At 73.0% G+C, this 23137-nt stretch carries 27 protein-coding genes; 11 read left to right on the plus strand and 16 right to left on the minus strand.

The window, feature by feature from the left end:
• Positions 1 to 431: 431 nt before the first annotated feature.
• A complete protein-coding gene (locus QCD68_RS09705; protein WP_111074672.1) occupies positions 432 to 1199 on the minus strand; it encodes an endonuclease/exonuclease/phosphatase family protein in 768 nt (255 codons plus the stop codon).
• Positions 1200 to 1350: 151 nt separating this feature from the next.
• Positions 1351 to 2802, minus strand: coding sequence for an MFS transporter (locus tag QCD68_RS09710; RefSeq protein ID WP_301222875.1), 1452 nt, complete (start codon positions 2800 to 2802; stop codon positions 1351 to 1353).
• 187 nt (positions 2803 to 2989) lie between these two features.
• Between QCD68_RS09710 and QCD68_RS09715 the strand changes: the two genes are divergently transcribed.
• Positions 2990 to 4231 carry a hypothetical protein gene (locus QCD68_RS09715; protein ID WP_301222876.1) on the plus strand — a complete coding sequence of 414 codons (1242 nt, stop codon included), beginning with the start codon at positions 2990 to 2992 and terminating at the stop codon, positions 4229 to 4231.
• Positions 4232 to 4323: 92 nt separating this feature from the next.
• Here the strand turns inward: QCD68_RS09715 and QCD68_RS09720 are convergent, their stop codons facing one another.
• From QCD68_RS09720 to QCD68_RS09730, 3 genes are all read right to left on the minus strand, one after another.
• A complete protein-coding gene (locus QCD68_RS09720; RefSeq protein WP_301222877.1) occupies positions 4324 to 4815 on the minus strand; it encodes a pyridoxamine 5'-phosphate oxidase family protein in 492 nt (163 codons plus the stop codon).
• Positions 4816 to 5218: 403 nt separating this feature from the next.
• Complete coding sequence (locus QCD68_RS09725) at positions 5219 to 5845, minus strand: hypothetical protein (protein ID WP_111074676.1); 627 nt, start codon at positions 5843 to 5845, stop codon at positions 5219 to 5221.
• A 273-nt stretch (positions 5846 to 6118) separates the two neighbouring features.
• A complete protein-coding gene (locus QCD68_RS09730) occupies positions 6119 to 7228 on the minus strand; it encodes an LLM class flavin-dependent oxidoreductase (RefSeq protein ID WP_301222878.1) in 1110 nt (369 codons plus the stop codon).
• Between the two features lie 101 nt (positions 7229 to 7329).
• On the opposite strand from QCD68_RS09730, the gene QCD68_RS09735 reads away from it, so the two are divergent.
• Positions 7330 to 8247 (plus strand): SDR family oxidoreductase, encoded by a 918-nt coding sequence (locus tag QCD68_RS09735; protein ID WP_111074678.1) that lies wholly within the window; start codon positions 7330 to 7332, stop codon positions 8245 to 8247.
• A 136-nt stretch (positions 8248 to 8383) separates the two neighbouring features.
• On the opposite strand, the gene QCD68_RS09740 is transcribed toward QCD68_RS09735, so the two are convergent.
• From QCD68_RS09740 to QCD68_RS09750, 3 genes are all read right to left on the minus strand, one after another.
• Complete coding sequence (locus QCD68_RS09740; protein ID WP_111074679.1) at positions 8384 to 8692, minus strand: transcriptional regulator; 309 nt, start codon at positions 8690 to 8692, stop codon at positions 8384 to 8386.
• The gene (locus QCD68_RS09745) at positions 8689 to 9120 is read right to left on the minus strand and encodes a chemotaxis protein CheY (protein WP_111074680.1); all 432 of its coding nucleotides are present in this window, start codon (positions 9118 to 9120) and stop codon (positions 8689 to 8691) included. The genes QCD68_RS09740 and QCD68_RS09745 overlap by 4 nt, the downstream gene beginning before the upstream one ends.
• 70 nt (positions 9121 to 9190) lie before the next feature.
• Positions 9191 to 9949: an NRDE family protein gene (locus QCD68_RS09750; RefSeq protein WP_301222879.1), complete on the minus strand. Its 759-nt coding sequence runs from the start codon at positions 9947 to 9949 to the stop codon at positions 9191 to 9193.
• A 74-nt stretch (positions 9950 to 10023) separates the two neighbouring features.
• Here QCD68_RS09750 and QCD68_RS09755 point away from each other — a divergent pair, with 74 nt between their 5' ends.
• The 7 genes from QCD68_RS09755 (at position 10024) to QCD68_RS09785 (ending at position 15752) form a co-directional block, all read left to right on the plus strand.
• The gene (locus QCD68_RS09755; RefSeq protein ID WP_301222880.1) at positions 10024 to 11382 is read left to right on the plus strand and encodes a bifunctional phosphopantothenoylcysteine decarboxylase/phosphopantothenate synthase; all 1359 of its coding nucleotides are present in this window, start codon (positions 10024 to 10026) and stop codon (positions 11380 to 11382) included.
• 71 nt (positions 11383 to 11453) lie between these two features.
• Complete coding sequence (locus tag QCD68_RS09760; RefSeq protein ID WP_301222881.1) at positions 11454 to 11855, plus strand: DoxX family protein; 402 nt, start codon at positions 11454 to 11456, stop codon at positions 11853 to 11855.
• Positions 11852 to 12676 carry a YqjF family protein gene (locus tag QCD68_RS09765; RefSeq protein ID WP_301222882.1) on the plus strand — a complete coding sequence of 275 codons (825 nt, stop codon included), beginning with the start codon at positions 11852 to 11854 and terminating at the stop codon, positions 12674 to 12676. Before QCD68_RS09760 ends, QCD68_RS09765 begins: the two co-directional genes overlap by 4 nt.
• A complete protein-coding gene (locus tag QCD68_RS09770; protein ID WP_301222883.1) occupies positions 12673 to 13140 on the plus strand; it encodes a DUF1810 domain-containing protein in 468 nt (155 codons plus the stop codon). Before QCD68_RS09765 ends, QCD68_RS09770 begins: the two co-directional genes overlap by 4 nt.
• 80 nt (positions 13141 to 13220) lie before the next feature.
• Positions 13221 to 13871, plus strand: coding sequence for a GntR family transcriptional regulator (locus QCD68_RS09775; RefSeq protein WP_301222884.1), 651 nt, complete (start codon positions 13221 to 13223; stop codon positions 13869 to 13871).
• 137 nt (positions 13872 to 14008) lie between these two features.
• Positions 14009 to 14515 carry a MarR family winged helix-turn-helix transcriptional regulator gene (locus QCD68_RS09780; protein ID WP_111074687.1) on the plus strand — a complete coding sequence of 169 codons (507 nt, stop codon included), beginning with the start codon at positions 14009 to 14011 and terminating at the stop codon, positions 14513 to 14515.
• A gap of 352 nt (positions 14516 to 14867) precedes the next feature.
• Positions 14868 to 15752 (plus strand): phospholipase, encoded by an 885-nt coding sequence (locus QCD68_RS09785; protein WP_181439223.1) that lies wholly within the window; start codon positions 14868 to 14870, stop codon positions 15750 to 15752.
• Positions 15753 to 15810: 58 nt separating this feature from the next.
• Here QCD68_RS09785 and QCD68_RS09790 read toward each other — a convergent pair whose 3' ends face one another.
• The 3 genes from QCD68_RS09790 to QCD68_RS09800 are packed head-to-tail and all read right to left on the minus strand — an operon-like array spanning position 15811 to position 17419.
• Positions 15811 to 16185: a hypothetical protein gene (locus tag QCD68_RS09790; RefSeq protein WP_111074688.1), complete on the minus strand. Its 375-nt coding sequence runs from the start codon at positions 16183 to 16185 to the stop codon at positions 15811 to 15813.
• Positions 16182 to 16856 (minus strand): hypothetical protein, encoded by a 675-nt coding sequence (locus tag QCD68_RS09795; RefSeq protein ID WP_146248128.1) that lies wholly within the window; start codon positions 16854 to 16856, stop codon positions 16182 to 16184. The genes QCD68_RS09790 and QCD68_RS09795 overlap by 4 nt, the downstream gene beginning before the upstream one ends.
• The gene (locus QCD68_RS09800) at positions 16853 to 17419 is read right to left on the minus strand and encodes an RNA polymerase sigma factor (RefSeq protein ID WP_301222885.1); all 567 of its coding nucleotides are present in this window, start codon (positions 17417 to 17419) and stop codon (positions 16853 to 16855) included. Before QCD68_RS09800 ends, QCD68_RS09795 begins: the two co-directional genes overlap by 4 nt.
• A gap of 153 nt (positions 17420 to 17572) precedes the next feature.
• Here QCD68_RS09800 and QCD68_RS09805 point away from each other — a divergent pair, with 153 nt between their 5' ends.
• On the plus strand, positions 17573 to 18208 hold the full coding sequence (locus tag QCD68_RS09805) for an MOSC domain-containing protein (protein WP_301222886.1): 636 nt from the start codon (positions 17573 to 17575) through the stop codon (positions 18206 to 18208).
• A 43-nt stretch (positions 18209 to 18251) separates the two neighbouring features.
• Here QCD68_RS09805 and QCD68_RS09810 read toward each other — a convergent pair whose 3' ends face one another.
• Positions 18252 to 18635, minus strand: a complete 384-nt coding sequence (locus tag QCD68_RS09810; protein ID WP_301222887.1) for an MmcQ/YjbR family DNA-binding protein — start codon at positions 18633 to 18635, stop codon at positions 18252 to 18254.
• 125 nt (positions 18636 to 18760) lie between these two features.
• Between QCD68_RS09810 and QCD68_RS09815 the strand changes: the two genes are divergently transcribed.
• The gene (locus QCD68_RS09815; protein WP_301222888.1) at positions 18761 to 19060 is read left to right on the plus strand and encodes an excalibur calcium-binding domain-containing protein; all 300 of its coding nucleotides are present in this window, start codon (positions 18761 to 18763) and stop codon (positions 19058 to 19060) included.
• 28 nt (positions 19061 to 19088) lie between these two features.
• Here the strand turns inward: QCD68_RS09815 and epsC are convergent, their stop codons facing one another.
• From epsC to QCD68_RS09835, 4 genes are all read right to left on the minus strand, one after another.
• Complete coding sequence (epsC, locus tag QCD68_RS09820; protein ID WP_301222889.1) at positions 19089 to 19673, minus strand: serine O-acetyltransferase EpsC; 585 nt, start codon at positions 19671 to 19673, stop codon at positions 19089 to 19091.
• Entirely contained in the window at positions 19670 to 20608 is a 939-nt protein-coding gene (cysK, locus tag QCD68_RS09825; protein WP_290158641.1) for a cysteine synthase A, read from the minus strand. The genes epsC and cysK overlap by 4 nt, the downstream gene beginning before the upstream one ends.
• A gap of 247 nt (positions 20609 to 20855) precedes the next feature.
• On the minus strand, positions 20856 to 21893 hold the full coding sequence (locus tag QCD68_RS09830; RefSeq protein WP_253463925.1) for a dipeptidase: 1038 nt from the start codon (positions 21891 to 21893) through the stop codon (positions 20856 to 20858).
• Positions 21894 to 21992: 99 nt separating this feature from the next.
• Positions 21993 to 23120 (minus strand): YeiH family protein, encoded by a 1128-nt coding sequence (locus QCD68_RS09835; protein ID WP_301222890.1) that lies wholly within the window; start codon positions 23118 to 23120, stop codon positions 21993 to 21995.
• Between the last annotated feature and the right edge of the window lie 17 nt (positions 23121 to 23137).

Below are 23137 nucleotides of genomic sequence, written 5' to 3' on the forward strand. Positions count from 1 at the left end.
AGTGCGCGCGGCGCGCCGGACGGGAGGCCCGGGTCGGGCCCGGCACGCGCCTCCCGTCCGGCCGGGGGCGCAGGCCGACGCCGACGCGCCCGGCCGCGGCACGCCGACTGGTCACGAATCGTCGTTCTCGGCCCGCCGGAACGACGGTCTGTGACCGCTCGGAGGAGCACTTGCGGGGTGTCGTGACCGGTGGGGGGTGGTGTGCCGGCGCGCGCCTCCCGCCCGTCCGGACGCGGGCGCACCCGCAGACGCAGACGCAGGCGCAGGCGCAGACGCAGGCGCGCCCGGCTGCAGCCCGCCGACTGGCCACGAATCGTCCCTTCGGGCACGCCAGAACGACGGTTCGTGACCGCTCGGCGGAGTGCGCGCGGCGCGCCGGACGGGAGGCCCGGGGCGGGCCCGGCGCGCGCCTCCCGGCCGGCAGGCGGCCGTCAGGCGACCGCGGACGCCGTTCCGGCAGCCTCGGCGGGCGCCTCGTAGCTCGCACGCACCAGGATCGGACGGTGGTCGGAGATGCCCGCGGGCAGGGTCTCGACACCGGCGATGTGCAGCCCGACGCTCGTGGCGAAGTCGAAGTGCCCGGTGAACTTGCGGTACCGCAGGTACGTCGGCTGGTCCGAGAGGGACAGCGCGAAACCGGACTCCTCGATCTTCCGGCGCAGGTTCGTCTGGAACCACGGGTAGTTGAAGTCGCCGACCATGATCGCCGGGGCCTCGCTCGACAGGTCCCGGACGAAGTCGTGCGCGGCCTCGATCTGCTTGCGGCGCAGGGAGTTCGTGGCGGTCAGGGGTGAGGCGTGGAACGAGGCGACGATGACCTCGGCCTCGGCTTCCTTGTCGTAGAGGTGCATGGCGATGAGTCGCTCGTGCGCGGGAGACAGGACCCGGTCGTGCAGGGACTTCTGCAACGAGTGGATGCCGAAGTCCTGCACGTCGAAGCGGTCGTCACGCTTGTAGATCGCGAGGCCGAGACGGTTCGCCTGGGTCGAGGCGGCGAGGGTCAGGCCGCCGACGGAGGTGGCGAGGTCGGTGCTGTCGCACTCCTGCACGCAGAGCACGTCGGCCTGCGAAGCCTCGGCCAGGGCGGCGAGCTCGCTGTTCGCGGTGTGCTCGCGGAGGTTGTAGCTCACGACACGCAAGGACCTCTGCCCGACTGCGGTGGTCGGTTCGGTCGATCCCTGCTCGTGTGGCGCCGCCATGCTGCCTTCCGTCCTGGGCCCTGAACGGCCCGCTCTCCTGCCGCGGTCACGGTACTCGGGGATGGCAGCAGGTTGCTGAGACTGTAGCGCGCTGCGCATCCCGGACACGTGACCTGCGGGTGCACGATCGGTGACGAGCCGTGGCCCTCGATCAGCGCGGCGACGCGCCGCTCGACGCCGGTGCCGCCGCGGCCGGCGCACGTCGCGCCGGACGGACGGTCTCCCCCGCGGTCCGGCTCATCAGGAGCCCTTCGACGCAGGCGACGACGAGCAGCACCGCGATGACGACGAACGCCACGGCGTAGGGACCCGAGCCCGCGAGCCCCTGCCCGCCGACTCCTGCGGCGGCCCGCAGCACGACGGCCGCGACGGCGACGCCGAACCCGGCGGCGGTCTGCTGCAGCGTCGAGGACAGCGTGTTCGCCGCGGTCATGTCAGGCTGCTCGACGTCGGCGAACGCGATGGTGTTGTACGCGGTGAACCCGACCGACCGTGCGGCTCCGCTGACGACGAGGAGCACGACGAGCAACCAGAACGGGGTCGACGGCGTGAGGAACACCATCGCCACGACGGACAGCGCGGCGACGGCCGAGGACACCACGATCACCGGGCGGTACCCCCACCAGCGGAGGAACGGCGTCGTCGCGGGCTTGATGCCGAGGTTGCCGACGAAGACCCAGAGCACGGCGGACCCGGCCTCGAGCGCGGTCCACCCCCAGGCGTCCTGGAACAGCAGCGGCAGCACGAACGGCACCGCAGAGACGGCCAGACGGAACAGGCTGCCGCCCGCGTGGGACACCCGGAACGTCTCGAGCCGGAACGCCCCGAGCCCCATGATCGGGTGCCGGGCCCGGAGGAAGTGGCGGATCGCGAGCCAGGTGCAGAGCGCCCCGACGACGCCTGCCAGCACGGCCGGCACGACCGGCACGGTGTCGAGTGCGAGCAGCGAGGCCATCACCACGAGGGCGCCGAGCCCGAAGCACGCCAGCAGCGACCCGAGCCAGTCGAACGGCACCCGCTCCGGAGCCCGCTCCTGCGGCACGAGCAGGAGCGCCGCGACGAGGGCGATCACCCCGAGCGGGATGTTGACGAGGAAGATCCAGTGCCACGACAGCGTGTCGACCAGGACGCCGCCGAGGAACGGAGCGATGACGGGGGCGGCGAGCGCCGGCCAGGTGAGGATCGCGATGGCCGTGACGAGCTGGTCGCGACCGGCGCTGCGGAGGACCACGAGCCTCCCGACCGGCACCATCAGCGCACCGCCGAGGCCCTGCAGGATCCGCCACAGCGTCAGCTCCACGAGACCGGAGGACGCGGCGCAGAGCGCGGACGCGATCGTGAACAGCGCGATCGCGCCGACGAAGACGGTGCGGGAGCCGACCCGGTCGGTGATCCAGCCGCTGACCGGGATGAACACGGCGAGCGTGACGAGGTACGCGGTGATCGCGACACCGACGGCCGCGGAGTCGACCCCCAGGTCCCGGCCCATCGCGGGCGCCGCGGTGGCCAGGATCGTGCCGTCCAGGAGCTCCATGAAGTAGGTGCCGGCCACGAGCACGGCGACCGCCGTGCTGCTCGTCCGTCGTGCCGTCGTCGTCGTCATCGCCTTGGATGCTAGCCCGGCTCACGTCCTGGCCGACGCAGTCCCGTCGCCGACGTGGACCGGACAGCCGGGAGGCCCGGATCACCTCCCCGGGGCGCCACGACGCGGCACGTCCCCTTTCTCCAGGGATCGCCGACTACCGTGGGGCCGTGCAGTCTGTCGTACCCGACCTCCGCGGACCGCGCGCGTGAGCCGCCTGGACAGTGTCCTGACAGGCTCGGTCGCCGCGGGCCGTCGCCGCGTGGTCGACACGGTCGTCAGCATGCCGGCGTGGGCCGCGGTCCTGCTCCTGTGGACCGTCGGGCGCTTCGTGTCCACGATGTGGCTGATGGCCGCCTACCCGCTGATGGCGCGCGTCCAGCCCGCCAACGCACTATGGGGCAACGACCAGGGGTTCACGGCGTTCCTGACGTCGTGGGACGGCCAGTACTACGAGGCGATCTCGCTGCACGGGTACCCCTCGGTGCTGCCGCTCGACGCCACCGGACACGTCGCCCAGAACGCGTGGGCGTTCCTGCCGGCGTTCCCCTTCACGATCCGTCTGCTGACGGTCTCCACAGGTCTGCCGTTCACGATCGGCGGGCCGGCCGTCGCCGTCATCGCCGGGCTCATCGCGACGTTCCTGCTGCACCGACTCGTCCAGGAGCACGCCGGCAACACGGCAGCGCTCTGGGCGGTCTTCTTCTTCACGTGCGGTCCGCTGTCGTTCCTGCTGCAGGTCGGGTACGCCGAGACCGCGTTCCTGGCGCTGACGTTCGGCGCGCTGCTCGCGATGGAACGGCGACGGTACGGGCTGCTCACCGCGCTCGGGGTCGTCGCCGCGTTCACCCGGCCGGGCGCGCTCGCGATCCCGCTGACCCTGGGCGTCATCGCCCTCGTGCGCTACGTCGGTGCCCGCCGTTCGGGTGTCCGGACCCTCGACGAGTTCCCGGTCCTGGAGCGCGTCAAGGTCGTCGCCGCCGGACTCGTGATGGCCGCCGCCGGAGCCGCGTGGCCGGTGATCGCGGGCTGGGCGACCGGTCGACCCGACGCCTACCTGGCGACCGAGATGTCCTGGTGGGTGAACTTCATCGGCCGGGTGCACTTCGTCCCGCTGTCGCCGTGGTTCCTGACCACCGCCAAGTGGCTCGGCGTCGGCGGCGTGCTCATGGTCGTGGTGCTGCTCGTGCTCTACCCGATGTGGTTGGCACGCCGGTCGACCCGGAAGCTCGGGACGACGACGATCGTGTTCGCCGCCGGGTACGCGCTCTACGTGTTCGCGGTGTCGCTGCCGATGGCGTCGACCCCGCGTCTGCTCATGCCGTTGGCGCCGCTGATGGGCTCGCCGGGGATCGTGGCGAAGCCCGCGATGCGGTGGACCCTGGTCACCGGGGCGCTGGTGCTGCAGCCGGTGTTCGTCGCGGTCCTCTGGCTGCTCGGACCGCCCTGACGACCTGACGCTCGGCTGACCCGGCGTCTCGCCTCATGGTGGCGGCGGGGGCGCCGACGCCCGGGCTGGTCGGCCCGGGCGTCTGCGCGCGACTAGACCTCGAGCGTGCCGTGGCTGCCGAGGTCCGGCTGCGACTGGTGCCCGAGCGCGGCCTTGAGGGTCTGCACGAGCGACCCCACCGGCCCGGTGTCCTGCGTCCAGTACTCGACCGAGACGCCCTCGACGGTCAGCAGGCGGATCGAGGGGTCGTCGCGGCCGTCGGAGAACCACGCCTCGGCGAACGGCGACCACAGCTCGTCGATGACGGCGCGGTCCTCGCTGACCGTGGCCGTGCCGGCGATGGACAGGTAGCCGCCCTGGGACTCGATCGCGACGTTGACGTGCGGGTTCCGGGCGATGTCCTCGACCTTCTCGCTGCCGTCCTGCACGAGGAACCGCAGGCTGCCGTGGAAGGACTTGTCCTGCACGGCGAGGGGCCGGGCGTGCAGCTGGCCGTCCTCGCTCACCGTCGTCAGGAGGGCCGTGCGGGCACCGTGGACGATGTCGGAGATGGCGGCACGGTGGTCGGTCTGGGTGTCGGTCATGATGCTCCTTTGCGTCGTGCACCCTGTCGCGACTGACACGTCAGCCGGGCATCGGGCGCGAACCGTTCCGACCAGTGTGCCCCCGCTCACTGGACGCGCGCGCGGTGCCGGCGCCGGGCCTCCCGTCCGGTACGCGGTCGCGCCCCGTGCGCCGTGCGCCGAGCCTCGGCCGGACGGACACTCTGCGGCGCCAGTGCGGCGCAACCTGCCCGCCAAGCCGAGGCTCGGCGGCGGCGTCCGCCGTCCGCCGCGCGTCGCGCACCGCGCACCGCACGTCGTGCGTTGTGCGTTGTGCGGCCGAGGCTCGGCTGGGCGGGCACTCTGCGGCATCCGGATGGCGCGACATGTCCGCCAGGGCGAGGCTCGGCGCGAGCGGCAGCCCGCCGGCATCCGCGCCGACGCGTCAGGCGCGCTCGCGGATCGTGGTCTCCACGTCGACGACCTGCGGGATCCGCGGCAGCGAGGCGAAGCCGAACCGCACCGGCGGGTCGAGCGGCGCGAGCTCGCCGAGCGGCTCCCCCGCCCAGGTGCCTCGGACGCCGACGACGTCGTGCGCGCCGGTGACCCCGTAGTACTCGCGGCGGCCGTTGCCCGCGGTGCCCGCGGTCCCGGCGCCCGGGGCGACGAGCTTCGCGACCGGGTCGATCACGGTGAGCCAGCGGGGGTCGCGGGCGATGCGCTTGGGGACGATGCGCAGGACCCGGCCGAGCGGCGAGATCCCGCCGACGTCGACCGAGGCGACGAGCGGACCGGCGTCGAGCTCCAGGCCGCGGGCGGTGCGACGGGCCTCGATGTCGACCACGGACACGGCGTCGAAGCGGTAGGTGCCGGAGACGTAGGCGGCGACGATCTCGTCCGGGGCGAGCAGGACGCTCGAGCCGTCGGGCAGCTCCACGAAGACGTCGGTGAAGGCACCGAACGGCGAGGACTCCCACATGCCGACGACGAACCGGACGCCGGAGGTGCTCCCGGCGCCGAGGATCCGCCCGCGGAACCGTCGTTCGGTGGTCTCGTTGCTGCTCGGCGACATGCGCCCGACGCTACCCGCGTCGCCCCGGGAGCAGCCGGGCGGGCGAGCCCCGTGCCTCCCGGCCGTGGCGCCTTCCGCCCGCGCCGCCTTCCGCGGCGGCGTGCGCACAACGGAAACCGGCCCGAACCATGGGATCCCACGGTTCGGACCGGTTGTCGCTGTGCGGGTCCACCGCGCACCGCGCACCGCCGACGCGCCGCCCGGCCGCGACCGGCCCCCAAGTCAGGAGGCGCCGGACCGCAGGCGCAACTCAGCCCAGACGGGAGGCTCGACTCACGGCACCGGGACCGGCTCGGCCAGCAGCTCGCGCACCCGCGGCGCGACGCGCGTGCCGTAGAGCTCGATCGACCGCATCATGTCCGCATGCGGCAGGTGCCCGGTCGCGTACCGCATGTCGAACCGCGAGACGCCGAGGATCTGCATGTTGCGCGCGACCTTCCGGGCCACGGTCTCCGGCGACCCGACGTACAGCGAGCCACCGGCGGAGAGCCCGGCGCGGTAGCCGGCCTGGTCCAGGGGCGGCCAGCCGCGCTCCCGGCCCAGCTGGTCGGTGACGGCCTTGTGGTACGGCCAGTAGCGCTCGGCCGCTTCCTCGTCGGTCTCGGCGATGAAGCCCGGCGAGTGCATGGCGATCGGCTGCTGCGGGAGCTCGAGCTGGTCGAGCGCCTGGCGGTAGAGCCGCGCGAACGGGGCGAACTGCGCGGGCTGCCCACCGATGATCGCGAGGAACAGCGGCATGCCGTAGGACGCCGCCCGGATGACGGACTGCGGGGAGCCGCCGACGCCGATCCACGTCGGGATCGGGCCGTGCTCGAGCTTCGGGAAGACGTCCTGCTCGACGAGCGAGGCGCGCTTGGTGCCCTGCCAGGTGACGGTGTCGCCACCGCGGAGGGCGCTCCAGAGCTGCAGCTTCTCCTCGAACAGCACCTCGTAGTCGTGCAGGTCGAAGCCGAACAGCGGGAACGACTCGGTGAAGGACCCGCGGCCGAGGATGACCTCGGCGCGGCCGTTCGAGATCGCGTCGACCGTGGCGAAGCGCTCGTAGACACGGACCGGGTCGTCGGAGGACAGCACGGTGACGGCGGAACCCAACCGGATGCGCGACGTACGGGCGGCGATCGCGGCGAGGACGACCTCGGGGGCACTGACGGAGTAGTCGGCGCGGTGGTGCTCGCCGACGCCGATGAAGTCGATGCCGACCTGGTCGGCCAGGACGGCTTCGTCGATCAGGTCGCGGAGGGTGGCGGCGTGGGTCTGCACGCCCCCGTCGGCGGACTCGGTGACGTCGCCGAACGTGTCGAGGCCGAGCTGCACGGGGCCGACGCGGTCCGGTGCGGGGGGCGGGACGTCCGAGGGTCGGTCGGTACCGAAGGCGTTGCTCATGTGACCCTCCCGGATCTCGCAGTCGATCAATGCGAACGCATGAAAACTAGCACGATCCGGGCGAGCCCGCACCCCCAGCCCCGCTGTGTACGGTCCGACGCATGGTGCAGCCCTCGAACCTCCCCGACCAGACCGGCCGACGCATCGTCGTCACCGGGTCCAACAGCGGCACCGGCAAGGAGACCGCACGCCGGCTCGCCGGGGCCGGCGCGAGCGTCGTCATCGCCGTCCGCACGGTGTCGAAGGGCGAGGCCGCAGCCGCCGAGATCCGCCAGGAGCACCCCGACGCCGACCTCGAGGTGCGCGAGCTCGACCTCGCCGACCTGTCCAGCGTGCACCGCTTCGCGGACGGGATCATCGCCGACGACCGCCCCCTCGACGTGCTCGTCAACAACGCCGGCGTGATGGCCCCCCGCGAGCGCTTCGAGACCACGGACGGCTTCGAGCTGCAGTTCGGGACGAACTACCTCGGCCCGTTCGCGCTGACGAACCTGCTGCTGCCGTCCCTGCTCCGTGCCGAGACCCCCCGGGTCGCGACGATGTCGAGCATCGCCGCAGTGCCCGGCAAGATCCACTTCGGCGACCTGCAGTGGCAGACCGGGTACCAGCCGTGGCTGGCGTACGCCCAGTCGAAGCTCGCCGACCTGCTGCTCGGCCTGCACCTGCACCAGGTCGCGGTCACCCGCGAGTGGGACCTGTCCTCGACCATCGCCCACCCCGGGTACACCCGCACCAACCTGCAGTCGGCGGGTCGGTCCCTGGGCCGCGACCGCCCGGTGCAGTCGAACGACCGGGCGTTGCCGTTCACGCAGGACGTCGAGCAGGGCACCGAGCCACTGCTCTACGCGGCCGTGGGCCGGAACGCCGCCTCGGGTGCCTACTACGGGCCGGCCGGCGCGTTCGGCCTGACCGGGCCGACGACCCTCGCCTCGGTCCCCCGCTCGGCGCGTGGCGTCGACCTCGCACGCTCCCTGTGGGCCGTGGCCGAGGACCTCACCGGCACGCGCCTGCCGGACTGACACGGACGGGCCTCCCGACCGGTCGGCACACGCCGCTCCGGCCGGGAGGCCCGCCACACCCCCGTCCCGCTCCCCCGGTCCGGCAGTCGGTCACTCCCGGTGACCAGCCGTCCCGGCGGCCTGGCCGTGCCGCCGGTCAGTCCGTCCCGGCGATCTGGCGGAGCGCCGCGAGGTGCGAGCGCCAGGCGGCACGCCCCGAGCGGCTGAGCACCAGGGTCGTCCGCGGCACCTTGCCGACGAAGCCCTTCTGTACGTCGACGATGCCCGCGGCCTCGAGCGCCGACACCTGCTTGCTGAGCACGGAATCGCTGACCTCGACCGCGTCCCGCACCTCGGCGAACCCGAGCTTCTCGGCCTTGTCGAGCGCGGCGACGATCGAGAACCGCACCGGGTGCTGCAGGACGTCGACCAGGCGGTGTCGCGGGTGCACCTGCTCCGCGGTCACCGACGGGCCTCGACGGCGGCGCACCCGGTCGTGACGAGCAGCACGAGCCCCGAGGTGACGGCCGCCGCGACGACGTTGCCGTGCGCCCACCCGACGACCGCGATCGCCCCGAGGTAGGTGACCACCCAGGCGCCCATGTAGAGCGACCAGCGACGGCTCCACGAGAACGCCCGCCGGCCCTGGATCGTGATGCAGAAGAAGATGATCAGCGCGAACACGGCGATCATCGTGCCGACGTAGGCGACGCCGAAGGCCGATCCCTCGGTCAGGGCCATCGCCAGGGTGCCGAACGCGGTGGTCGTGCCGAGCCCCAGCAGGAACGTGACGTAGGGCCAGCGGGTCGCGTCGTGGGCCCGGCGGCTGACGCGGTCGGCCTCGTCGAGCAGTCGACGGGCGTCGGTCGGGCTGAGCTGCGTGTGGTCGGTCATGGTGTGCCTCCTTCGGCTGTCTCCAGCATGACCCCTACTTTCCATTTTGGCAAGTACTTTCCAGGACTGGTCAGCGCGGGTGGAGCTCCCCCGGCTCTGCCAGCCGCGTGTGCCGGAGCACCGTCCGCCCGGGTCCGACCGCCGCGGCCACGATCGACAGCGTCGCGAAGTGCCCCGCCGGCTCGAGGGTGTCGCGGAGGATCGCGTCCCGGTCGTCCGGCGCCAGCGCAGTGGACCCGGCGAGTACCTGGAACCACGGCGCCCACCCGTCGTCCGGCGCGGTGCGGAGTTCCTCGACCGGCGACGATTCGGGCGGACCGGTCGGTGCCGGCACCGCACGGAACGCATCGAGCCACCGCCCGATCCGGGGCGCGGCCGGGTCGTCCGGCTCGCCGTGCGTGACCATGTGCACGCCCGGGCCGAGCGCCGTCGTCCGGACCTCGGCCCCGTCCCAGGTGACGACCTCGGCGCCCTCGGCGGTGGCGCGGACCAGGTTGAACGCCCGACTCGTCGGCAGCGCACCGTCCGCACCCGGCACGACGTCGTCCACTACCGCGTCCAACGGCAGGGTCCCCCGGGTGCTCCACGTGCCGTCGACACCGGGGGTCGGCTCCCACCGGTTCAGCACCACGGCCAGGCCGGCGCGGTCCGAGGCGGCCAGCCACGCGCCTCCCGCCTGCTGGTCACGCACGCCGACGACACCCGGGTCGCGCTCCGGCCACCAGGCGGCGGGCGGGTCCCACGGCCGGTCCGGGGACTCGTCCCGCAGCGCCAGGACGGTCACGGGCCACGCCGCGCCGGGATCGACACGGACGACGACGGTGCACATGGGGCTGATCCTGCCACCCGCGCTCCGGGAACCGACCCGACGGCCCGCGGAGCCGCCCGGGTAGCGTGAGCGCTGTGAACGACGCAGCCCCGCAGCCCGCCCGTCCCCGTACCGTCGTCGTCGGCATCACCGGCGGGATCGCCGCCTACAAGGCCGTCGGCGTCGTCCGCGACCTCGTCAAGCGCGGCCACGACGTGCACGTCGTCCCCACCGAGGGCGCGCTGCGGTTCGTCGGGCTGCCCACCCTGGAGGCCCTCAGCCGCAACCCCGTCTCCACCAGCGTCTGGGACGACGTCGCCGAGGTCCGGCACGTCGCGCTCGGCCGCCGCGCCGACCTCGTCGTGATCGCCCCCGCCACCGCGGACAGCCTGGCGAAGATGGCCGCCGGCCTCGCGGGCGACCTGCTCGGCACCACGCTGCTGGCCACCGAGGCACCCGTCGTCGTCGCGCCCGCCATGCACCCGCAGATGTGGGAGCACCCCGCCACCCGGGCGAACCTCGCCACCCTGCGCGAACGCGGCGTGCACGTCGTCGGACCGGTCGTCGGCGCCCTGACCGGGGACGACGCCGGCATCGGCCGGATGTCCGAGCCGGAGGACATCGTCGTCGCGGCGCTCGCCGTGCTCGAGGCCACCGAGCGCGCCGACGTCACGGGGACGGACGGGCCCGGCGGTCCCGCCGATCCGGCCAGCCCGGCGGCCACCCCGTACTCGGCCACCCAGCACTCGGCCACCCCGCACTCCGCCGCCCGCGGCGAGCAGGGCGACCTGGCCGGCGTCCGCGTCGTCGTCAGCGCCGGCGGCACCCGCGAGCCCCTCGACCCGGTCCGCTTCGTCGGCAACCGGTCGAGCGGTCGCCAGGGCGTGGCGCTCGCCGCCGAGGCCGCCCGCCGCGGCGCCGACGTCACCCTCGTCGCCGCGAACACCGACCCCGGCCTCACCGAGGGGCTGCCGGTCCGCGTCGTCCGGGTCGGGTCCGCGCAGGAGCTGGCGACCGCCATGCACGCGGCAGCGCCGGACGCCGACGTCCTGGTGATGACCGCCGCGGTCGCCGACTACCGCCCCGCCGAGGTGCTCGAGTCGAAGCTCAAGAAGGAGCAGCAGGGCGACCGGATGACGCTCGAGCTCGTGAAGAACCCGGACGTCCTGGCCGAACTCGTCGCCGCACGCCGGGTCGGTCAGGTCATCGTGGGGTTCGCGGCGGAGACCGAACCCGACCGCGAGGCACGCCTGGAACTCGGACGCGCCAAGATCGCCCGGAAGCCGGCCGACCTGCTCGTGGTGAACCACGTCGGCTGGTCGCACGGGTTCGAGCGCGAGGAGAACGCCATCGAGGTGCTCGTCCCCGGCGGCACGGTCGTCCGCGAGACGTCGGGCACGAAGGCCGAGGTCGCGGCGGCGGTGCTCGACCTGGTCGCGACCGCGCTGGCCTGAACACCCTCGGACCGGGTCTCACCTGGGCCGCACCTGGGCGTCGGCGGGGTCTGATCGGGCACGATGGGGCGATGCGACGCCGCACCCAACGCGCACGACGTGCCAGGAGGACCGCCGGTGTCCTCGCAGTCCTCCTCGGTGGTGCCGGGGTGACCCACTTCCTCCGGCCCGAGCACTACGACAGGATCGTCCCGGACACCCTGCCGCCCCGGACGACGACCCTCGTCTCCGGTCTCGCCGAGCTCGGCATCGCCGTCGGCCTCCTCGTCCCCGCCACCCAGCGACGCGCCGGCTGGGCGGCGGTCGCCCTGTTCCTGGCGGTGTTCCCGGCCAACGTGAAGATGGCGAGCGACGTGCTCGACGGCACACGGGCCTCCCGGGCGGCACGCCTGGTCGCGGTCCTCCGGTTGCCGCTGCAGGCACCGCTGGTCGCGTGGTCGCTGCGCGTCGCCCGCCACGCTCCACGGCGATGACCGATGACGGGCGACCGCCAGCCGGACTGGGCTCCGGCGACGACGACCCGCGCACCCGCGCTGCGGTCGCCCTCCGACACCGGCCGGTGACGGTCCACGCGTGGGACGACGTCGTCTTCGCGCACTGGCGGTACGAGCCCGAGGCGCTGGCCCGCCTGGTCCCGCGTGGGACCCGGCCGGACGTCGTCGACGGCAGCGCCTGGGTCGGCCTGGTCTCGTACGTCTTCCGGGAGACACAGGTACCGCCGTTCCCGCCGTCGACCCGTTTGGGGTCTATGACCGAGGTCACGGTCGAGGTCCTCACCGTCGACGACGTCGGCCGGCGCGGCATCGCGTACCTGACCGTCGACACCCCGAACGTGCCCGCGATCGTCGCCGCGCACGCCCTGCTCGGCGTGCCGTACACGTTCGCCTGGGCGCGGTCCCGCCGCCGTGGCGAGACCGTCGGCCACCGGTCGGTCCGCCACCCGGACCGGGTCCGGCACCCGATCCGGGCGGTCCGGCAGGCGCGCCGGACGGGAGGCACGTCCGGCCCCCGCCACGCCGCCTCGGTCCGTGTCGTGGCCGGTGCGGTCGACCGGTCCCCGCTGGCCGCGGAGCTCACGACCCGCGCCGGGATCCACGCTCGGCTGCTCGCGCAGACGCTGTTCTGGCAGCGGCAGCACGCTCCGCTGACCGTCCGCTCGGCCACCCTGGAGCGCCTGGAGGGCGACCTGCCCGCCACCGTGGGCCTGCCCGGGTTGTTCGACCGGCAGCCCGACTCGCTGCTCGTGGTCGACGGCACCACGGTCCGGTACGCGTGGGGGGACGTGGTCCGGTGAGCGAGGCGACCGGTCGCCGGTCCGGACGGGACCCGTCCGGAGGCGATCCGTTCGACCTCGACCGTTTCGTCGTCGCGCAGGCCGGCGTCCACGAACGGGCACTGACCGAGCTCGCCGGCGGGCAGAAGCGCTCGCACTGGATGTGGTTCGTGCTGCCACAGGTCGCCGGGCTCGGGCGGAGTGCGACGGCGCAGCGGTACGCGGTGTCCGGTCTGGACGAGGCCCGGGCGTACCTCGCGCACCCCGTGCTCGGACCGCGGCTGCTCGAGGTCGTGGCGACCGTGCTCGACGCTCCGGCACCGTCTGCCGAGGCGCTGTTCGGCGGGATCGACGCGGTCAAGGCGCGGTCCTCGATGACGCTCTTCGCCCGGGCGTCCGACGACCCGACACCGTTCACGGCCGTGCTCGACCGGTGGTTCGACGGCGACGAGGACCCGGAGACGCTGCGCCTGCTCGGGATCTGAGCACGCATCACGGAGGCGACCGTCCGGTACCACATCAGGTACGGTGAGCGAGCACCCGTCCCGAACCCCGGAAGGTCCCCATGCCGGTCCCCAGCAGCGCCCCGACCGAGCACAAGCTGCTCCGTGACACCGTCCGTCAGAAGATCCACGAGGCGATCATGGACGGCACCCTCGAGCCCGGGGAGCGCCTCAACGACGACGAGCTCATCGCCTGGCTCGGCGTCTCCCGCACGCCGATCCGCGAGGCGCTGAGCCAGCTCGCACGCGCCGGACTGATCGAGATGGCACCGAACCGGTACACGCGGGTCACCACCCCGGACCCGGACGAGGTGATCGAGGCGATGCAGACCCTCGGTGTGCTGTTCGGCGGGGTCGTCCGCCTGGCGGTCCCCCGACTCGGCTCGGCATCGCGCAAGCGGATCCTCAGCGCACTCGACAAGACCATCACCGAGCTCGAGGCGCACGACGTCCCGGCGGTGAACCGTGACGCCCTCGGGGTGTTCGCCCTGTACGTCGACGAGTGCGGCAACGAGAACCTGCAGCGGGTGTGCCAGGACACCATGGACGGCCTGGCCTTCCGACTGCGCCTGCCGAACCTGGACGAGCTGCTCGACTGGGACCAGATGACCGAGGACTTCCGACGGCTCCGGGCAGCCACGGCGGACGGCGACAACATCACCGCCGAGCTCGCGACGGAAGCCATCCACATGCTCCCCGGGGAGAAGCGCTGACCGCTGGTTCCGGAATTTCCTGAACATCCGTACAGGAAGCCGCCCGCGACGCTCGTGCGCCGCGGGCGGTCCGCGTTCCGGGGACAGGACGCCCGGCGAGGCGGGGTCCGCCGTGTCCCCCGTTCGACGTGCATTCCGTGACCGCTACGATCGTGCACACCCACCCGATCCCCACCCGCGGAGCGACCATGACCGACCTCGACCCGGACCGCACCGAGGTCGCCGCCCGCCTCGCCGCGGCCGTCGGCCGGATCAACCGACGGGCGCGCACCGACTCCGCCTCGCTCGGCTACGGGATCGTCTCGGCGCTGGCGTCCATCGTGCAGCACGGACCCCTACGCCCCGGCGACCTGTCGCGGATCGAGGTCGTCACGAAGCCCACGATGACGCGCATCCTCATCGAGCTCGAGCAGCGCGGGTTCATCGCCCGTGACCCCGACCCGCGGGACGGCCGGGCCTTCATGGTGAGTGCGACCCAGGCGGGCATGGACGCCGTCGACACCGCACGGTCGCAGCGCACCGGCATCGTCGCCGAGCTCATCGCCGAGCTGTCCCCCGATGACGTCGACTCGATCGCCCGGGCACTCGACGCCCTCGAGCGGGTCGCCCAGAGTCCGACGACCCCGGCTGCACCGACGCACTGATCGTCGCCGGCTCGTTACCGAACCGTTACCGGCCGGTGGACCGACCGTTCTGGCAGCGGTCGCTGACGTGGCGCCCAGCATCACGGGTCATCGTTGCCGCTTCGCCCCCGCGAGTGACGACACCGTCACCGCACCGCGGCGGAACGGACGGGCCCCACATCACCGTCCGGTCCTCCCCCGGCTCGCGGGTCCACGCGACGACGCGACGACTGCAGGTCCCCCACCCTGCTGTCCCGGCCGTTCCCCCGACGGCCCACGGACACCGGTGACCGGCGTGCGCACCACCCGTGTGCACGCCGTGCGTCGACGCCCCGACGGACCCGCACCACGAGCCGGCTGACACCCGGAAACGATGACGAGAACCACTCCCCGCACCAGCACCCCGGCTCCCGGCACCCGCCGCGCAGCCCTCGACACCCCCTCCCGCCGGATGCGCCGGGCCCTCCGCAAGCACGGCGTCATGATCGCCGGCAGCGCCGCGGTCGTCGCGATCGCCGGCGGTGCCCTCACCATGACGCAGCCCGCACTCGGCGAGGCGCTCGGCGTCCCCACCGCCAGCGCGACGCCCCGCCTGTCCGGCACGGACCTCGACCGGGCCCAGGCGGCCGCCACGATCTCGACGGCCCGCACCGTCGTCCGTGACGCGAACGACAAGACCGACACCGGGCGGCTCGAGCAGCGGATCGCGTCGCTGTCCGACTACTCCTCGCTCTCCGGCGCCGCGCTGACCGAGCGGATCGCGTCGACGGTCGACACCGTGCAGGACGTCGCGCAGGCGAGCGCCGACCAGGACCACGCCGACGCCCAGGCCGCCGCCGCCCGCGAGGCCGCTGCGAAGCGAGCCGCGGACGCCGCAGCGGCCGCGAAGGCCGCCGCCGAGAAGGCCGCGGCCGAGCAGGCAGCCGCCGAGGCCCAGGCGCGGGCGAACACCCCGGCCGGCGCCAAGACGGCAGCCGCGGCACTGGCGTCGTCACAGTACGGCTGGGGCTCCGACCAGTTCCAGTGCCTCGACAGCCTGTGGACCAAGGAGTCCGGCTGGAACTACCGGGCCGTCAACCCGAACGGTGGCGCGACCGGCATCCCGCAGGCGCTCCCCGGCTCGAAGATGGCGTCGATCGCCGCGGACTGGCAGACCAACGCCGCCACGCAGGTCGCCTGGGGTCTGCAGTACATCAAGGGCTCGTACGGCACGCCGTGCAGCGCGTGGTCGCACTCGCAGGCGGTCAACTGGTACTGAGCGGTCCGGCGGTACTGTGCGGTCCGGCGGTACTGGGCGGTCCGGTCGCCGGCTCCGCTCAGCCGATGCGTGCGACGCGGACGTCGATGCGCGTCGGCTGCCGACCCGTTGCCCGCGCCGCGGCCAGGACCGCGTCGTGCACCGCGTGCGCGACCGTCGGTGCCGGTGCGGCGCCGTCCGTGCCGATGACGATCCGGAGCGTCGTGCCGTCGACGGCGATGCGAGGCGCGGCCTCCGACGACCCGATCCGACGGACCGCGGCGACCGCACTGCCGACGGCGTTGCCCACCGAGGTCCGTCCGCGGTAGAGGTCGGTGACGCCCGGCACGTCGAGGACGACCGCCTCGACGGCGAGCAGGGCCTCGTCGGTCCAGGGGAGGTCCGGCTCCGGCTCCGGCTGGACGGGCTCGGTGCCCGGGATGTCGTCGGTCATCGTGCTGCCTCCTCGTCGGCGTCCGTGCCGGTGCTCGCAGTGCCGTCCGCGGTCGCGACACGGTCCGCGGTCGTGGGGGCGATGAGGTCCCGCACGAGCACGTCCACGGCCTCCACCGTCAGGTCCGTCTGGGCCGCCAGCATCTCCTCGACCGCCCGACGGACGGAGTCGGCCGTCGGCACGATCCGGTGTCCGGCGACGACGGCGATCTCGACGCTCACCCGGACCGGTGACGCCAGCTCGGTGACGTCGCCGTCGAGGACGCAGCGGGACACCACGACACCGGGCACCTCGTCACCCGCACGACGCACCAGCGACCGGACGGCACCCTCGGTCATCACCGGGTGCTCGGTCGGTGCCGCGGCGCGCAGCGGGATGTCCCGGCCTGCGCGGACCTCGAGCGAGATGTTCGCCAGGACCCCGCCGATCCAGGACTCGTCGGCCGGGGCTTCGGCCTTCGCGGCCTCGTCCAGGGACCCGAGCGACGCGCTCCGCAGCCGCACGATCGCGGCGAGGGCGTTCTGGCACGCCGGGGAGTCGTCGATCGTGGGATCCGCGGGCACCATGCCGGCGTCGAGGTAGTCGGAGAGCTCGTCGATCGTGTGCCCGTCGAGGTCCTCGGGTTCGAGGGCCGCGAGGTCGGGCTCGTGCGGTCCGGGTGCGGCGGTCATCGCCATCCCTCCATGAGTCTGATCATGTTCTTCCTGGCACGGGACAGCAGTCCGCGGACGGTCGAGGCCGGCAGGCCCAGCTCCTCGGCGATGTCCTCGTACCGGTACTCCAGCACTTCCTTCATCACCCAGCAGCGCCGTTGGTCCGGCGGCAGCTCGGCCAGTGCCCGGTCGACGGCGTCCTCGCGGGACCGTGCCTCGGCGACGCGCTCGGGTGCGCCGTCATACGGTGCCGAGATCTCCAGTTCGGTGACGTCGTCGTGGTCGCGCCGAGCCCGGATGCGGTCCAGGCACTTGCGGCTGAGGATGCGCATCAGCCACGCCTTCACCCGACGACGGTCCTCGAGCACGTCAAGGCGGTCCCACGCGGTGATGAACGTCTCCTGCACCACGTCGTCGAGTTCGTCGGTCGATCCGAGCGTCCGTCGGGCGTAGGCGCGGAGCAGCGGCGTGTGCCGGCGGATGAGCACCTCGAACGCACGGACGTCGCCGTCGGTGGCACGGGCGGCGAGCACCTCGTCGTCGAGGTCGACGAGTTCCGTCCGGTGTTGCTGCGGTTGCACGGTTTCCTTCTACTGGTGACGGGGTCGAACTGCCCGCGTGTCGAGCGCGGACACGGATGGGACGTCCTCCGGGCCAGGATCGTCACACGGCTTCGCGATCATCCAGCCGACTGCCAGGTGCGCGCCGGGTCCGCGGTACGGCAGGGTGGACCCATGCCCCTCGTCACCGCCGTCTGCCGCGTCGAACAGCTGCTCCGGGACTCCGGCACGATCGGCATCACCGCCATCGACAAGCGTCCGGTCGACGGCCCGGTCCGGGTCCGGCCCCTCGGACTGCACGCCGACGTCCAGGCGGACCGCAAGCACCACGGCGGCGAGGACCAGGCCGTCTACGTGTACGCCGACGAGGACGCCGCGTTCTTCGCCGAGCAGCTGGACCGGCCGATCCCGCCGGGACTGTTCGGTGAGAACCTCCGGACGACCGGTGTCGACGTCACCGGCCTGGTCATCGGCGAGCGTCTGCGCCTCGGCGACACCCTGGAGCTCGAGGTCACCATCCCGCGCATCCCGTGTGGCACGTTCGCGCGCCGGATGAAGGTCGACAAGTGGGTCAAGCGGTTCGCCGAGGAGGGCCGCCCCGGCGCCTACCTCCGGGTCCGCAAGTCCGGATCCGTCGCCGCGGGCGATGCCGTGACGGTGCTCGAGCGGCCGGAGCACCGGGTCACGATCGGGCAGATGTTCACCGGGCTCACCGCGGAGCAGGCGACCGCCGTGCTCGCGATGGGCGACCGGCTCGCGCCGAAGGTCGTCCGGGAGGCCCAGCTCGCCCTCCGGCGCGCAGCCGTCTGACCACAGGTGGCCGCCCGGGCCCGTCGTCAGGCCGGGCCGATCATCAGGCCGGGCCGGTGCCCCGGCCCGGGTCAAACGGCCGCCGCGCTCGGGGCAGACCGGCGACCACGAGGTCCCAGGCGTTCGCGACGAGGTCCTCCACCATCTGCTCGTCGATCCCCTCGCCCGGTGCGATCGTGATCCAGTGCCGCTTGTTCATGTGCCAGCCCGGGGTGACCTCGGGGTGGTCCCGCACCAACGCGGCGCCGTGCGGTGGGGCGCACTTGAGGTTGACGATCGGCACCCCGCGCAGTTCCGTGGTCATCGCGAACATCTTGTCGACGACCTTGTAGACGTCGGTACCCTCGCCGAACGGCTGCGTGGCGGTGACGGCCGGCAGCGCCATCGCGGTGCGCGCGACGACCAGCTGCAGGGTGGTCCCGTCCATGCCACCAGGATGCCCGATGCCGCCCGCTCCTGCCTCGTTGTGGGGGTGAAGTTCTCTCACGGATCGGCAGTACCCTCGTCCTGCCGCGTACCCGACGTCGGCGACCACCCCTCCAGGAGGAACCCGTGAAGTCTGCTCGCACCCTCGGCATCGCCGCCGTCACGCTCGCACTGACCATCGGCGGCGTCGCCGGCACCGCGACCAGCGCCTCCGCGGCGCCGAAGACCTACGCCAACTGCACCGCCGTCAACAAGGTGTACTCCGGGGGCATCGCGAAGAAGTCCGTCACGAAGAACAAGGTGACCTCCGCCGGGAAGACCACGTACCGCGCGCTGAAGGGCACCGTCAAGAAGGACGACGCGCTCTACAACGCGAACAAGAAGATGGACCGCGACGCCGACGGGATCGCCTGCGAGAAGAGCTGACCCGGGGGCAACCGCCGGACGCTCCGCCTCAGAGTTCCGGGACACCCTCGCGCCCGGAGCGCGGACGTGCGGTGCCGGCGACCCCGGTCACGACCGAGTTCGCCGGCACGTCCTTCGTGACGACGGTCCCCGCGCCGATGACCGCGTCGTCGCCGACCGTGATGCCGCCGATCAGCGCCGAGCCGGCGCCCAGGACGACCCGGTCACCCACCGTCGGGTGACGCTTGGAACCCGGCCCCGGGCCTCCGCCCCGACCCCCCAGGGTCACGCCGTGGAACACGAGGACGTCGTCGCCGACGACCGCGGTCTCACCGATCACGACACCGATGCCGTGGTCGATGAAGAACCGGCGGCCGATGCGGGCGCCGGGGTGGATCTCGATGCCGGTGAGGGTCCGGGCGACCTGCGCCAGGATCCGCGCCACGGTCCGCGAACCGGGCAGACCCTCGGCGATCCAGAGCCGGTGGGTCACCCGGTACACCCAGATCGCGTGCAGCCCCGAGTAGACGACCGCGTTCTCGAGGTCCCCGCGCGCAGCGGGGTCTCCGCGGCGTGCGGCGGCGAGGTCCTCCCGGACGGTCCGCAGCACGCCGCGACGTGGAGCCTTCCTCACGCAGTAAGCCCCTCGTAGAGCACGGTCGACAGGTAGCGCTCGCCGGTGTCGCAGACGATCGCGACGATGCGCTTGCCGGCGTTCTCCGGACGGGCCGCGACCTGCAGCGCCGCGTGGATGATCGCACCGGAGGAGATGCCGGACAGGATGCCCTCCTCGGTCGCCAGTGCCCGCGCGACCCGCAGGGCGTCGTCGAGCTCGACGTCGATGACCTCGTCGATGACGGATCGGTCGAGGACCTCGGGGATGAAGTTCGCGCCCATGCCCTGGATCTTGTGCGGCCCCGCCGTGCCCTTGGTCAGCAGCGGCGAGTCGGCCGGCTCGACCGCGATGATCTGCACGCCGGGCACCCGCTCCTTGAGGACCTGCCCGACGCCCGTGATGGTGCCGCCCGTGCCGACACCGGCGACGAACACGTCGACGTGCTCCTCGGTGTCGCGGAGGATCTCCTGCGCGGTCGTCTTCCGGTGGATCGCGGCGTTCGCGGCGGTCTCGAACTGGTGCGCCAGGATCGCGCCCGGCGTCTCGTCCACGATCTGGCCGGCCCGGGCGACGGCCCCCTTCATGCCCTCGGAGCCCGGGGTCAGGACGATCTCGGCCCCGTACGCGCGGATGACGGCACGGCGCTCGACGCTCATCGTCTCGGGCATCGTGACGACGACCCGGTAGCCGCGGGCTGCGCCGACCATGGCGAGCGCGATGCCGGTGTTGCCGGACGATCCCTCGACGATGGTGCCGCCGGGCTTGAGGTCACCGGACTCCTCGGCCGCGTCGATGATCGCGACGCCGAGGCGGTCCTTGACGCTGGCGCCCGGGTTGTAGAACTCGAGCTTGGCGAGGATCTCAGCCCCACCCTCCTGGGGCAGTCGGTTCAGCCGCACGAGCGGGGTGTTGCCGAAGGCCTGGGAGATGTTGTCGTAGATGGTGCCGGTCATCCGTTGCGTCCTCACGTCGGTCCCACGGCCTCCATCCCAGGAGGCTCGGTGTGCGGCCCGATCCTAGCGAGCCGACCCGGGGTGCCTCCCTGGTGTGACGTGTGTGGTCCGGGACGACGAGGCACCAGTTCGGGGGTCGGGTCCGTCTGTGCGCGTCCGTCCGTGCGTGCATGCGTGCGTGCGTGCGTGCGTGCTTGCGTGCTTGCGTGCTTGCGTGCTTGCGTGCTTGCGTGCTTGCGTGCTTGCGTCAGCGGACGAGCGCGGTGCGGGCGAAGCGGTCGTCCGTCGCCTCGAGCACGCGGAGCACGTTGCCGCCCGCCAGCGCGCGCAGGTCGGCGTCGCCCCAGCCGCGGCGACGGAGTTCCTCGGCGAGGACCGGGTACCGCGAGACGTCGCGCAGGTCCGGCGGCAGCACCGGGGTGCCGTCGTAGTCCCCACCGAGACCGAGGTGCGCCACACCCGCGATGCTGCGGGCGTGCTCGACGTGGTCCGCGACGTCGGACACCGTGACGAGGGGCGGTTCCCCGGTCGCGCCGGCCTCTTCCCAGTCGGCCCAGGCGCGCGAGACGAACTTCGGCACGAAGGTGATCATCACCACGCCGCCGTTGTCGGTGAGACGCGCGAGCACGTCGTCCGGCACGTTCCGCGGGTGGTCGTCGATCGCGACGGTCGACGAGTGGCTGAACACGACCGGCCGGGTGGCGACGTCGAGGGTGTCCCGCATCGTGGCGGGCGCCGTGTGCGACAGGTCGACGAGCATCCCGATGCGTTCCATCTCGGCGACGACCTGGCGTCCGCGGTCGGTCAGTCCGCCGTGGGCGCGGGCACCGGTGGCCGAGTCCGCCCAGGGGGTGTCGTCGTTGTGCGTCAGCGTCATGTAGCGGACGCCCAGGCGCGCGAAGGTGCGGAGGACGGCCAGGTCGTCGCCGATCGAGTGGCCGCCCTCGGCGCCGAGCAGCGAGGCGATCCGGCCGGAGGCGATCGCAGCCCGTACCTCGTCCGCCGTCCGCGCGAGCGCCAGGTCGTCCGGGTAGCGCTCGACCAGACGATGGACGAGGTCGATCTGCTGCAGTGTCGTCCGCACCGGGTCGGGCTCGTCGACCGGCACGAAGACCGACCAGAACTGCCCGACGACCCCGCCGGCGCGGAGCTTCGGCAGGTCGGTGTGCAGGGAGTCGGTCTCGGAGTCGACGCCCTCGACGCCGGACGAGTGCGTCTCGCGACGCTCCCACGGCAGGTCGTTGTGGCCGTCGATGACGGGGAAGGCGAGCGCGTCGAGGTCCATGCCCCGACCGTACCGGGCGGGGTCTGCCGAGCGGGGCCGTGCGGGGCCGTGCGGGGCCGTGCGGGGCAGGCTGGCGGGCGGTCAGATGCTGCCGGGCGGTCAGATGCTGCCGGTGAGGGCCTGCAGTCCGAGGCTCGACAGCGACACCACGATCCAGAGCGACCCGCCGAGGACCAGCGGCCGGAACCCGGCACGGCGGAACCCCGCGATGTCCGTCGACAGGCCGATCGCGCTGAGGGCCACGGTGATGAGGAACGCGGCGACCGCTGCGATCGCCGGGTGCGCCGGACCGGGGATGACACCCGTCGAGTTGACGGCGGCCACCAGCACGAAGCCGATGAGGAACCACGGCACGAGACGGAACACGCGGCGCGGGGACCACTTCCCGCGAGGCGGCACGACCGTGGGCTCGATCGCCGAGCCGTCCAGTGCGACGTCGCCGGCCACCCACGCGTCGCCGGCTGCCGACCCGTCCCCGGTCGACGCCGTTGCCGTCTTCTCCGCCCGGCGTCCGACCAACCACGCCAGACCGAGGACCACCGGGATGATCATGAGCGTCCGGACGAGCTTCACGACGACCGCGAAGTCCGCCGCCCCCGGGCCGTACGTGCTCGCGGCGGCGACGACCGAGGAGGTGTCGTTCACCGCCGTCCCCGCGAACAGCCCGAACGCGTGCTGGCTCATGCCGAGGGCGTGCCCGACCACGGGGAAGACGACCACCGCGGCCACGTTGAACAGGAAGATCGTCGACACCGCGTACGCCACCTCGATCGACACCGCGCCGATCACCGGGGTCACGGCCGCGATCGCCGACGCCCCGCAGATGCCCGTCCCCACCCCGATCAGGGTCCGCAGGTTCCCGACCACACCCAGTGCACGACCGATCCCCCACGCGGCGAGCAGGCAGATGACGAGGGTGCCGAGCATCACCGGCAGCGACTGCACCCCCACCCGGGCGACCTGCAGGAGCGACAGCTGGGCCCCGAGCAGGACCACCGCGAACTGCAGCACCGTCTTGCTCGCGGTCGTGATGCCCGGCCGGACGACCGGTCCGGGTCGACGCACGGTGCCGAGGACCGCGCCGATCACGACGCCGCTGACCGGCGCTCCGACGACCGGCAGGAACCGCCCGATCACGGTCGCGACCACGGCGATGACGGTGGCGAGCGCGAGGCCGGGGACGAGCCTCCCGGCACGGTCGAGCGGAGTCAGGGCGGCATCGGTCACGTGACCATCCTGCCGTC

This window comes from Curtobacterium sp. PsM8 (genome assembly GCF_030433875.1).
Classification (GTDB): Bacteria; Actinomycetota; Actinomycetes; order Actinomycetales; family Microbacteriaceae; genus Curtobacterium.